The organism is Histophilus somni 2336 (genome assembly GCF_000019405.1).
GTDB lineage: Bacteria > Pseudomonadota > Gammaproteobacteria > Enterobacterales > Pasteurellaceae > Histophilus > Histophilus somni.
The window spans coordinates 635,362-649,144 of sequence record NC_010519.1 but is presented as its reverse complement, the minus strand read 5'-3'; the positions used below and the strand labels follow the sequence as shown (position 1 = coordinate 649,144).

Here is a 13,783-nt window from a genome sequence, read left to right as displayed (position 1 = left end):
TACTTCCGTATTATTGAGAAATTAATATTGAATCAACAGTTTCAATTTTTGGCTCAACATCAACAGGTATTTGTTTTCCTGCTCTCGCTGCATCAACAAGCAGTTTCAACCCTTTTGCACCAATCATTGCCGGATCTTGAGCGATAGTGGCAGTGAGTTTTCTTTCGCTAACCATTTTTCTTGCTTCAGGAACTCCATCGGTACCCACAACTAAAATTTTACCTTGTTTCCCAGCATTAATAACAGCTTGTGCTACCCCCATTGCCATCGTATCATTTGCGACATAAAAGGCTTTTAGATTTGGATTTCTTGATAGTACATTGGTTGCTACATCCAGTGCTTTAATACGATCCCAATCTGCAGGTTGACTAGCAACTAATTTAATGCTCGAACTTTTAACAAAAACTTCTCTTGCTCCACGACGACGAGCTTCACCCGAAGCATTGCCTGCTTTTCCTTCAATAATGGCAACTTCGCCTCCTTCAGAACCTAATTTATCTACTATAAATTGAGCAGCCTTTCCACCTACAGCTACGTTATCTGTTGTGATAAATGCCTCTACATTGCCTTTTGCCTTTTGTAAATTTTTAATATCGATTTTTTCATCTAAATTCACAAGATAAATACCTTTCCGATAGGCTTTGGCAGCAGGCATAACAAGATTTGCAGGAGAAAGTGGAGCAAAAGCGATACCTTTATAATTCTTATTGATTAAATCTTCAAATAATTGAAGTTGTGATTGATAATCACCTTCAGATGGTGAAGCAAAAATATCTACATCTACTCCCAGTGCTTTTGCCTCATTTTCAATCCCTTCTTTCATTGCTACCCAAAAAGGATTTGAAAGCGTTTTAAGTATTACGGCATATTCAGCAGAATAAACCGAAACAGAGCAAACTAAGCCAAGTATAGCCAAACAGGATTTTAGTGTTTTGAACCTTTTCATGAAATTACTCCTTATGTAAGTTAATAGAAAACTAAAAATTATAAAAAATGATTAAACTTCATATTTTTATAATTTTTATTTATTTTTTTATAATTATACTTTATTGAAAGGGGTAAAAAAGTGATCAACTTCACAAATATTAAAATATTGTAAAGTTTTTAATGATAAAAAAGGACCTTTTTAATGGAAGGAAGCTATTTTTTTCTGAAGTATTTTGTTGCAGTAAATGTCTTCTCTAAGTTCATTTCAGATAAGTGAATATTTTGTTGAGCTACAGAGACAAAGAAGGCATCAACTAAAATAAGTTGTAAAATTCTTGCTGAAGCATTTTTTCCCAGCAATGGAGTATCTGGTGCGGGCGTACAAATTACAAAATCCGAAATAACAGCAATAGGAGAAATATCACTATGTGTGATGCAGATAATTTTTGCTCCATTTTGTTTAGCTTCATAGACAACTTTTAACAAATCGGTTGTTTTACCCGAATGAGAAACCACTAAGATCACATCATTTTCAGTGAGTAATGAGGCTGACATCATCATTAAATGAATATCTCGATAGGTATTACAGCGAATTCCGATACGCAAGAATTTATGTTCAATATCATCGCAGATTGTATTTGAACCACCAGCAGCATACAGATCTCTATTTTGAGCATTAAAAAAGCATTTTGCAGCTTCAGAAATGACTTTGGAATTTAAAATCGCCTTGCCTTCAGAGATTGTTTGTAAAGAGACATTAAAAACCTTATCTACAAGATCTTGAGGCGTATCTTGACTGGAAAGTTCAAATGTATCTAATTGATTTTCTTCAAAAGAAGTAGTGATTTGTTTTCTTAAATCACGAAAACCGGAGAAACCGAGTAATTTTGCAACTTTTACAATTAAAGCCTCAGATACGTCAAGATCATTTGCAATAGCATTCAATGCTGTGGATTTATTAAATTTAGTTGCATCTAATAACCAGTCAACTACTCGTTTTTCCGTATTTGTCATTCCTTCTCGTTTCATTCTGATATTAGGAATAAGGGATAAGCTTTTTTCCATGAGGTGTTCCACTATTAAGGTTAATTACTTGAAGACATTTATGTTGCTGAATATTGTATAAAACGGAAACGAAAATTACAAAAGTTATAGCAGGCATTTCACACTGTTGAAAGCTTTTTTCATACAAAATACCTTTCAGCAAATCCTTTAAAAATGAAGTTTCTCCGTTTCCTCTATATTACAGAAAATTTTGAACAATAGTCGTGATCATTGAATATGACACAGATTTTCGGTTTTAATAATGTTGCATGTACTTTATTATCTAAACAATAAAACCGATATTTACAAACATAAATATCGGTTTTTAAAATTAAATATTTTGTACCAAGCTACTTATTATTCTGCATCATCTGCCATATTTAGCATCTCTGCCAAATTTGCTGTTGCATCTTCTGCTGAAAAGGTAAATTCAGAAGCAATTTCTTCCTCATCAACTGCAGATAATTTAACCTCAGTCGTATTTTCCATACCACCTACCAATCGATTTTTTTGGCGGTTTTGGTGATATGCAAAACCTGTACCAGCAGGAATTAAGCGACCTACAATCACGTTTTCTTTTAAGCCACGCAATTCATCACGTTTACCTGCAACTGCCGCTTCAGTTAGAACACGAGTTGTTTCTTGGAACGAAGCCGCTGAAATAAAGGATTCCGTTGCCAACGACGCTTTAGTAATCCCTAATAATTCACGTTCGAATTCTACAAGTGGCTTACCTTCCTCGGCACGTTTACGGTTGACAATTTTAACTCTAGCGACTTCGACCTGCTCTCCCTCTAAGAATTCAGAGTCATAAGCATTAGTGATAATCGCTTTGCGTAACATTTGACGTACGATAACTTCAATATGTTTATCGTTAATTTTTACCCCTTGTAAGCGGTAAACTTCTTGAACTTCATTAACGATATAATCTGTTACGGCATGTACACCACGTAAACGTAAAATATCATGTGGTGTTTCCGCACCATCAGAAATTAAATCACCACGTTGCACCAACTCACCTTCAAATACGTTCAATTGACGCCATTTTGGAATCATTTCTTCGTATGTTTCACCTTCCATCGGTGTAATTAACAAACGACGTTTACCTTTGGTTTCTTTACCGAAAGACACGATACCAGAAATTTCAGCTAAAATTGCCGGTTCTTTTGGTTTACGTGCCTCAAATAAATCTGCTACACGAGGAAGACCACCGGTAATATCTTTTGTTCCTACAGACTCTTGTGGAATACGAGCCAATGGTTCACCAACAAAGACTTCCGCACCATCATCTAAGCTAACAATTGCTTTACCCGGTAAGAAATATTGTGCCATAACATCGGTGCCTGGGATAAAAATATCGTTACCTTGAGCGTCAACCAGTTTTAATGCCGGACGTAAATCTTTCCCTGCTGTTGCACGTTCACCTACATCTTGAACTACGATTGAAGATAACCCTGTTAATTCATCGGTTTGGCGAGTTACCGTTAGTCCATCAACAATCTCCACAAACTTCACAAAACCACTGACTTCAGAAATAACAGGCATTGTATGAGGATCCCAATTAGCCACGGTTTCACCTGCCGTAACTTCTTCACCATCAGCATGATTTAATACCGCACCATAAGGTACTTTATAATGCTCTTTTGTTCTTCCGAATGTATCAATAATTGTCAACTCAGTGTTACGTGAAGTTAAAACTAACTTCCCTTCTTTATTCGTTACGAATTTAACATTTGTTAAACGTAATGTACCGGTATTTTTAACTTGAACACTGGATTCTTTTGCCGCAGCAGATGCCGCACCACCGATATGGAATGTACGCATGGTTAACTGTGTACCCGGTTCACCGATTGATTGAGCGGCAATAACACCGACAGCTTCACCTTGATTAATCAAATGTCCACGTGCTAAATCACGTCCGTAACATTTTGCACACACACCAAAATCAGTATCGCAAGTTACAACAGACCGCACTTTGATGCTATCAACAGAATTTTCATCAATGACATCACAAAGTTTTTCATCTAATAAGGTATTACGAGAAATTAACACTTCGTTTGTGCCTGGTTTTAAAATATCTTCTGCCGCTACACGACCTAATACACGATCACGTAATGCTTCTTTTACATCGCCACCCTCGATAAGTGGAGTCATTACGATTCCTTCATGTGTACCACAGTCATCTTCGATAATCACTAAGTCCTGTGCAACATCAACTAAACGACGGGTTAGATAACCTGAGTTAGCGGTTTTTAATGCTGTATCCGCAAGACCTTTACGTGCCCCGTGGGTTGAAATAAAGTACTGTAATACATTTAAACCCTCACGGAAATTTGCTGTAATCGGTGTTTCAATGATTGAGCCATCCGGACGTGCCATTAGACCACGCATCCCCGCTAACTGACGAATCTGTGCCGCAGAACCACGAGCACCAGAATCTGCCATCATAAAGATGCTATTGAATGAGGCTTGTTTTTCCGGCTGCCCTTCACGATTGATAACCTCTTCTTGCGAAAGATTTTCCATCATCGCTTTAGCAACACGTTCGTTTGCCGCAGCCCAAATATCAATTACTTTGTTATAGCGTTCACCAGCTGTTACAAGACCGGATTGGAATTGTTCTTGAATTTCAGCAACCTCTTCTTCCGCAGCAGAAATAATTTCATATTTTTTCTGAGGAATAACCATGTCATCAATACCAACAGATGAACCGGAACGTGCAGCATAAGCAAAACCGGTATACATAATATGGTCAGCAAACAATACACTCTCTTTCAATCCTAGACGACGATAACTTTCGTTGATTAATTTAGAAATCGCTTTTTTACCTAAAGTTTGGTTGAATAAACTAAATGGCATGCCTTTTGGTGCAATCATCCATAAAATTGCACGACCAATTGTAGTATCGACTAAATGTGTTTGAGGTTCAAATTCACCAATTGCATTTTTAACATATTCAGTAATACGCACTTTTACACGAGAATGCAATTCAGCTTGACCTGTACGATAGGCTTTTTCTGCTTCACGTGAATCTTGTAATAACATTCCCTCGCCTTTACCGTTGACTTTATCACGTGTCATATAGTAAAGACCTAATACAACGTCTTGTGAAGGAACAATAATCGGCTCACCATTCGCCGGAGATAAAATGTTGTTTGTGGACATCATCAATGCACGAGCTTCCAATTGAGCTTCTAATGTCAATGGAACGTGTACAGCCATTTGGTCACCATCGAAGTCAGCATTAAATGCCGCACAAACCAGCGGGTGCAACTGAATAGCTTTTCCCTCAATAAGAATTGGCTCAAATGCTTGGATACCTAAACGGTGTAATGTTGGTGCACGGTTGAGCAAAATTGGGTGTTCACGAATAACATCGGCAAGAATATCCCAAACAATAGCATCTTCACGCTCAACCATTTTTTTCGCAGCTTTAATAGTCGTTGCAAAGCCACGACTTTCTAATTTAGCGTAGATAAATGGACGGAATAATTCCAATGCCATTTTTTTCGGCAATCCGCATTGATGTAAGTGCAAGTATGGACCAACTGTAATGACGGAACGACCTGAGTAATCAACACGTTTCCCTAATAAATTCTGACGGAAACGACCTTGCTTACCTTTAATCATATCCGCAAGAGATTTTAGCGGACGACGATTTGAACCGGTGATTGCACGACCACGACGACCATTATCTAATAACGCATCAACTGACTCTTGTAACATACGTTTTTCGTTACGAACGATAATATCCGGTGCAATTAAATCTAATAGGCGTTTTAAACGGTTGTTACGATTGATTACACGACGATATAAATCATTCAAATCGGATGTTGCAAAACGCCCTCCGTCAAGAGGTACTAATGGGCGTAGATCCGGTGGTAAAACAGGTAATACTGTCATCACCATCCACTCCGGCTTATTGCCTGACTGGATAAAAGATTCTAACAATTTCAAACGTTTTGTAATTTTCTTACGTTTAGTTTCAGAATTCGTTGATTGCAATTCTTCACGTAATGTTTCACATTCAACTTCTAAATCCATATCACGTAACAAGGCTTGAATTGCTTCTGCACCCATTTTTGCATCAAACTCATCCTGCCAACGATCTTCTGCGTCTAAGAATTGTTCTTCCGTTAATAATTGACCTCTCTCAAGATCAGTCATTCCCGGTTCAATAACAATGTAAGATTCAAAATAAAGTACACGCTCAATATCACGTAGTGGCATATCCAACAATAAACCAATACGGGACGGTAATGATTTTAAGAACCAAATATGTGCAACAGGTGAGGCAAGCTCAATATGCCCCATGCGTTCACGGCGTACTTTGGCTTGTGTTACTTCAACACCGCATTTTTCACAAATCACTCCACGGTGTTTCAAACGCTTGTATTTTCCGCATAGACACTCATAATCTTTTACCGGTCCAAAAATACGGGCACAGAAAAGACCGTCACGCTCAGGTTTGAATGTACGGTAGTTAATTGTTTCAGGCTTCTTAACCTCACCATATGACCAAGAACGGATCATATCCGGTGATGCTAAACCAATTTTAATAACATCAAAATCTTCAGAGGTTTTTGATTGTGCTTTTAAAAACTTAACTAAGTCTTTCACGATTTGCTCCTATCGGAGTTAAAATTATTCAAGTGCGGTTAAAACTTTTATAAATCCCACCGCACTTGGGCGTATTTTTGTGGTTACCCATTACTCTTCATCAAGATCAATGTTGATACCTAATGAACGAATTTCCTTCATGATTACATTGAAAGATTCTGGCGTACCTGGATCCATTTGGTGTGTGCCTCCAACGATGTTTTTATACATCTTCGTACGACCATTCACATCATCGGATTTCACTGTTAACATTTCTTGTAATGTATAGGCTGCACCATATGCTTCCAGTGCCCATACTTCCATCTCACCAAAACGTTGACCACCAAACTGTGCTTTACCACCAAGTGGCTGCTGAGTAACAAGACTATATGAACCTGTTGAACGAGCATGCATTTTGTCATCAACTAAATGGTTCAATTTCAGCATATACATATAACCTACCGTTACAGGACGTTCAAATTTTTCACCTGTACGACCATCAAACAGGATAATTTGACCGGAAGTTGGTAACCCACCTAATTCTAATAACGCTTTGATTTCTTTCTCATGTGCACCGTCAAATACCGGCGTTGCTAATGGCATACCTTTACGCAAGTTTTTTGCTAAACGCAATACTTCTTCGTCAGTAAAGGTCGAAAGATCAACTTTTTGTGAACCATCTCCTAAATCATAAGCTTTTTGGATATAGCCACGTAATTTTTCAACATCTTGTTTTTGTTTTATCATTGCGTTGATTTGATCACCAATGCCTTTAGCTGCCAGTCCCAAATGAGTTTCTAAAATCTGACCGATATTCATACGGGATGGTACCCCTAACGGGTTCAAGACAATATCAACAGGTTGACCGTTTTCATCGTATGGCATATCTTCAACAGGGTTAATTTTCGAGATAACCCCTTTGTTACCATGACGACCCGCCATTTTATCACCTGGTTGAATTTGACGTTTTACTGCAAGATAAACTTTGACAACTTTCAATACTCCCGGGGCTAAATCATCACCTTGGATAATTTTACTACGCTTAATTTCAAGTTTATGTTCGAAATCTTTACGTAACTCTTCGTATTGTTCAGCAAGTTGCTCTAATTGATTTTGTTTATCTTCATCAACTAAAGTCTGCTCTAACCATTGAGTGCGGTCTAAGTTTTCCAATTGTTTATCATTGAAACCACCGGAAAGAAGTAAATTACGTACTCGAGCAAACAAACCGGCTTCTAAAATCTCTAATTCCTCTACAAGATCTTTTTTAGCCTGTTTTAATTGCATTTCTTCAATTTCTAATGCACGTTTATCTTTTTCAACACCATCACGAGTGAAGACTTGAACATCAATGACTGTACCTGATGTGCCGTTAGGTACACGCAAGGAAGAGTCTTTAACATCAGATGCTTTTTCACCAAAAATAGCACGTAGCAGTTTTTCTTCCGGAGTTAATTGGGTTTCGCCTTTAGGTGTTACTTTACCGACAAGAATATCTCCACCTTTAACCTCAGCACCGATGTAAACAATCCCTGATTCATCAAGTTTACTTAACGCAGCTTCACCTACATTTGGAATATCGGCGGTAATTTCTTCAGAACCTAATTTAGTATCTCGTGCCACACAAGATAATTCTTGAATATGAATAGTAGTGAAACGATCTTCCTGTACCACACGCTCAGACACTAACATTGAGTCTTCAAAGTTATAACCATTCCAAGGCATGAATGCGACACGCATATTTTGACCAAGTGCAAGTTCTCCGAGATCCGTTGATGGTCCATCAGCTAAGATTTCACCACGTTCAATCGGTTCTCCCAATTGCACACAAGGAATTTGGTTAATACAAGTATTCTGGTTTGAACGGGTATATTTAATTAAGTTGTAAATATCAATCCCCGCTTCACCCGCAATAGTTTCATCTTCATTGACTTTTACAACAATACGAGAAGCATCAACATATTGGATAGTACCTCCACGTTTTGCCACCACCGCTACACCAGAGTCCAGTGCTACAGGTTTTTCCATTCCTGTTCCCACCAACGGTTTATCAGCACGTAAGGTTGGAACTGCTTGACGTTGCATGTTTGCACCCATTAATGCACGGTTTGCATCGTCATGTTCAAGGAATGGGATAAGTGCTGCAGCGACGGACACAACTTGTTGAGTTGAAACGTCCATATAATGAATTTCTTCCGGTCGATATAATCCGGACTCACCATGCTCACCACGACAAGTTACAAAGGCATCAGTAAAACGAAGCTCATTGTCAAGGTTTGAGTTTGCCTGAGCAATAACATATTTTCCTTCTTCAATCGCAGATAAATATTCAATTTCTTCTGTGACTTGACCGTTTACCACTTTGCGATATGGTGTTTCTAAGAAACCATAATCATTAGTACGTGCATAAACAGATAGCGAGTTAATCAAACCAATGTTTGGTCCCTCAGGGGTTTCAATTGGACAAACTCGACCATAGTGCGTTGCATGAACATCTCGAACCTCAAAGCCGGCACGTTCACGTGTTAAACCACCCGGACCTAATGCAGAAATACGACGTTTATGAGTAACTTCTGATAACGGATTATTTTGATCCATGAATTGAGAAAGTTGTGAAGAGCCAAAGAACTCTTTTACTGCTGCTGAAATAGGTTTAGCATTAATTAAATCTTGTGGTGTAACCGACTCTAAATCGCCCAAAGAAAGACGTTCTTTTACCGCTCTTTCTACACGGACTAAACCAATGCGGAATTGATTTTCAGCCATTTCACCCACTGAACGAATACGACGATTACCTAAGTGGTCAATATCATCTACTTCACCACGCCCATTACGAATGTCAATCAATTTACGCATTACATTAACAATATCTTCTTTGCTCAATGTACCGCTACCTGTAGTGTCTTCAATGCCCAAAGAGCGGTTGAATTTCATGCGACCTACAGCTGACAAATCATAACGTTCGGAAGAGAAAAATAAGTTATCAAATAAACCTTCTGCCGCCTCTTTTGTTGGTGGCTCCCCCGGACGCATCATACGATAAATTTCAACTAATGCACTTAGACGATCATAGGATGGATCAACACGTAATGTTTCAGATATGTACGGACCAAAATCTAGGTCGTTGGTAAATAACGTTTCAATATTTTTATAACCGGCTTGTGATAATTTCTCTAACAATTCTAACGAAATTTCCATATTTGCCGGACAAATAATCTCACCTGTTGTTAAATCAACATAATCTTTAGCTGAAACTTTACCTACGATATATTCTGTCGGTACTTCAACTTGTGTAATCTTATCTTTTTCTAATGCTTTAATATGACGAGCGGTAATACGGCGACCACGCTCAATATACACTTTACCATTCGCTTCAATATCAAAAGATGCGGTTTCACCTCGCAATCTTTCAGGAACTAAAGTCATTAGTAATTTATTATCTTTGATCTCAAACGAAACCTTATCAAAGAATAAATCCAAAATTTCTTCGGTAGTGTAATTTAATGCACGTAAAATAATAGTAGCCGGTAATTTACGACGACGGTCAATACGAGCATATAAATTATCTTTCGGATCAAATTCAAAATCCAACCATGAACCACGATAAGGAATAATTCGTGCATTATAAAGTACTTTGCCTGATGAATGGGTTTTTCCTTTGTCACTATCAAAAAATACACCTGGACTCCGATGTAATTGTGATACAACAACACGCTCAGTACCATTGATGACAAAAGTACCATTACTGGTCATCAATGGGATTTCTCCCATATAAACTTCTTGTTCTTTTATGTCTTTTATCGTGCCGGATGCCGCATCTTTATCGTAGCTAACAAGGCGTAATTTTACACGTAATGATGCAGCATAAGTAGTACCTCGAATTTGACATTCTCTTACATCAAAAACAGGTTCTCCTAATTGATAACTGACATACTGCAATTCTGTATTACCATTGTTACTGACAATAGGAAATATAGAACGGAATGCAGCTTCTAAACCTTGTTGACCGTCAGGATCTCTTTGGATAAATTTATCAAAAGAGTCAAGTTGAATTGTTAATAAATAAGGTACATTTAAAACTTGCGGACGTTTGCCGAAGCTTTTACGAATACGCTTTTTTTCGGTATAGGAGTAAACCATTTGGGTTCCTCTGTAAATATTAGTGAGACCGATTCAATATAAAATTCAGTTCGACAACATAAAGTGCGGTCGATTTTATAATAAATTTTATATCAATGCTTGAACCCGTTTGCTAGGTACCGCCCTCTGAACCTTACTTCTGATGTGCGGATTGCATTAAGCTAATAGTTTGATTTAGCCTAACTCTTTTGCAATCAAACGGTGTATTTAAAAAATGTAAATTGCTGAGAGTATAAAACTATCAGCAATTTACTAAAATGGCTTGAGATTCTATCATTCCAAATAGTTTTTAGCAAGATACATTTGACGATTGAATGAGGTTTTATTCTAAAAACATCTCTATGCCCATGTCAAAGAATTACGTGAAGTACAAATTAGCAAACAACCAAAGCAAAAAAGTTACCTCACAATGCTGAGTGATGTTGCTTTTTACGGAATATCTCTCGTATCAAACTGTTAACGGTATGAGTGCGGTTTTAAACCGCACTTTTTATTTGATGAACTTAACGAATAACAACTTGTGCAATGAGGTAGCCAACCACACAAGCCGTAAAAACGCCTATTAAACCTGGAGCCATAAAGCTATGGTTAAAGTAATATTTACCAATTTTCGTTGTACCTGTCACATCAAAGTTCACCGTTGCAATATCTGATGGATAATTAGGAATAAAGAAATAAGCATATGTTGCCGCCATCAGACCAACTAATAATGCTGGAGATAAACCTAATTCAATTCCAACAGGTAACATCATAACCGCTGTTGCTGCTTGGCTATTAATAACAACTGAAACAGCAAATAGTGCCAAAGCAAAAGTCCATGGATAGGCTTTCACCATATCTACAATACCTGCCTTAAATTGTGGCATTGCATACTGAAAATAAGTGTCACTCATCCAGGCAATACCAAAAATAGCAATTGCTGCAACCATTCCTGATTTAAATACAACACCGTTCGGTACAACTTGTGGATTAGTTTTTGTAACCAACAAGGTAATACCGCCAAAACATAGCATCATCATTTGAATAATTAATGACATTGAAATAGGTTTAGAAGCACTACCGATAGTACGAATTTCAGGAAACATTGCGATCATTACAATCACAACTAACGAGAGTAAAAATAAATATACCGACTGCTTAGCTGCTGGCGGTAATACTTCATTTAAAGTTGTACTAGTTGTATTTAAAATACGCTCACGCCAAATAGGATCCTGTAAACGACGTTGATATTCCTTGTCATATTCAAGCTCTTTACCACGGCGTAAACTATAAAGTGACAATGCAATAGTTCCTGCCAATGTCGCAGGTACAGTAACACAAATAATATCTAATAAGGTAATATGCTCAAATCCTGGAAGTGCGGTGATTTTCCCAAGATAAAAAACAACAGCCGCTGATAATGGACTAGATGTAATTGCAAGTTGAGATGCAACAGATGCTGCAGCCATAGGTCGTTCCGGACGAATATTATTTTTTAGTGCTACATCACCAATAATTGGCATAATAGAGTAAACAGAATGCCCTGTACCGAGCATAAATGTCATAAAATATGTTACTAAAGGTCCAAGGATAGTTACACGCTTAGGATTGCTACGTAATACACGTTCAGCCATTTGTAGCATAAATTTCAAACCGCCCGCTGCCTCAAGTACCGACGCACAAGTCACAACAGCAAGGATAATTAGCATAACATCAATTGGTGCCTTACCTACTGGCATACGGAAGATAAAGACCTCTATAGCTAAGCCAATACCGGATACAACACCTAATCCAATACCGCCATAGCGACTTCCTACATAAAGCATTAAAAGTAAAAATAAAAATTCCAAATAAAGCATAAAAGCTCCTTAAAAGAGATAAACAAAAAACTCCGGCTATCATACTTATTTTTTGAAATCGCTCAATTAATTTATTTAAATAATACAAAAAATAATTAAATTTGTAGAAAAGAAAGGAAGTAAGTAAGTATAAAAATGAGTTTTCAGGTCGCCTAAAAATCGTATCGATTAAATATAAAACTCATACCCATCAAAATACCCTACACATAGCGTACATAACCTGTTAGAACTCACTTCTCACTTTTTGAAGTGCAACATTTGATTGATCAACGCAATGCCTAACACAATACAAAACGCACCTAAAAAGAAAGTTTGATTTGGAACTTCATTGAGTAGTAGCCATGCCAGTACCATAGTGAAGATAGGTTCTGACAGTTCAGTTACCTGTACTTTCGATGCACTGAGATAAACTAACGCCTTGGTTGTGCAGTAAAAACCAATCAGCGTGGGTAGTAAAGCAAGTGCAACAAGATTGAGTATAACAGTCGTATTCCACTGGATTTCTATATGTTGAAAATGTGTGACAAATGGATAGAACAAATATAGTGCTCCAAACATCATCAATAATCGTGTTAATGGTATGCCACCATTTAAATTAAATTTTTTAATGAGTACGGAAAATAAACCGTAGCCACTACCTGCAAGAATGGCATATAGAATAGATAGCCATTGACTAGAGCCCGACCAAGAAATGATAAATACGCCAGATACGGCAAAACAAGTACCAGCAATGGCGGAAACCTTCAATGGCTCTGACAATAATATAGCCCTCCGAGCAGGGAGGATACGGCAGCAGCGGTCATTAGTACGACTACCACATTAGCGGCATGGCCATACTGATAAGCAGTGGTTTCAAAGAAAAATAAGGTAAAATCCCCAGAAATGCGCAAATAGCTATTTGGAAAAGTAGGTTCACTGTATTTTTTGCAAAAGGTTTTATTTGATTTTTCTGTTCTTGCCATGATGAGCGACTTAACACCAGACTGATCATAGCAAAAGCGATAATTGTTTTAAAAAAGGCAATAGATTGAATATTTAGGTTCTGCTCTAATAAATTTTTGCTAAAAATTCCAATACTACTATTCAACGCAGCGGCGGATAGAGCAAAAAAATCCCTTTTAAGATTTTATTTCCCACAATTGTCTCCACATAGATTTTACTGAGTTTTTTGATAAGAAAATGCCACCAAAATTTCTATTAACTGCTGCATATTCTTCGTCTTGTAATAGAATATT

The 13,783-nt window shown here is 37.5% G+C and carries 7 protein-coding genes; all 7 read right to left on the bottom strand.

The genetic code is table 11. The features are described from left to right. Nucleotides 1–10: 10 nt before the first annotated feature. Nucleotides 11–946: a D-allose transporter substrate-binding protein gene (gene alsB / locus HSM_RS02830; protein WP_012341389.1), complete on the bottom strand. Its 936-nt coding sequence runs from the start codon at nt 944–946 to the stop codon at nt 11–13. Nucleotides 947–1,140: 194 nt separating this feature from the next. Next, nucleotides 1,141–1,992, bottom strand: a complete 852-nt coding sequence (gene alsR / locus HSM_RS02825) for a transcriptional repressor AlsR (protein WP_012341388.1) — start codon at nt 1,990–1,992, stop codon at nt 1,141–1,143. 336 nt (nt 1,993–2,328) lie between these two features. After that, the gene (rpoC, locus tag HSM_RS02820; RefSeq protein WP_012341387.1) at nt 2,329–6,591 is read right to left on the bottom strand and encodes a DNA-directed RNA polymerase subunit beta'; all 4,263 of its coding nucleotides are present in this window, start codon (nt 6,589–6,591) and stop codon (nt 2,329–2,331) included. Nucleotides 6,592–6,681: 90 nt separating this feature from the next. Next, on the bottom strand, nt 6,682–10,710 hold the full coding sequence (gene rpoB / locus HSM_RS02815; RefSeq protein ID WP_012341386.1) for a DNA-directed RNA polymerase subunit beta: 4,029 nt from the start codon (nt 10,708–10,710) through the stop codon (nt 6,682–6,684). 503 nt (nt 10,711–11,213) lie between these two features. After that, nucleotides 11,214–12,548, bottom strand: coding sequence for an anaerobic C4-dicarboxylate transporter (locus HSM_RS02810; protein WP_012341385.1), 1,335 nt, complete (start codon nt 12,546–12,548; stop codon nt 11,214–11,216). A gap of 237 nt (nt 12,549–12,785) precedes the next feature. After that, nucleotides 12,786–13,307 carry a DMT family transporter gene (locus HSM_RS11095; protein WP_012341384.1) on the bottom strand — a complete coding sequence of 174 codons (522 nt, stop codon included), beginning with the start codon at nt 13,305–13,307 and terminating at the stop codon, nt 12,786–12,788. Next, entirely contained in the window at nt 13,292–13,510 is a 219-nt protein-coding gene (locus HSM_RS11090; RefSeq protein WP_143432534.1) for a hypothetical protein, read from the bottom strand. The genes HSM_RS11095 and HSM_RS11090 overlap by 16 nt, the downstream gene beginning before the upstream one ends. Between the last annotated feature and the right edge of the window lie 273 nt (nt 13,511–13,783).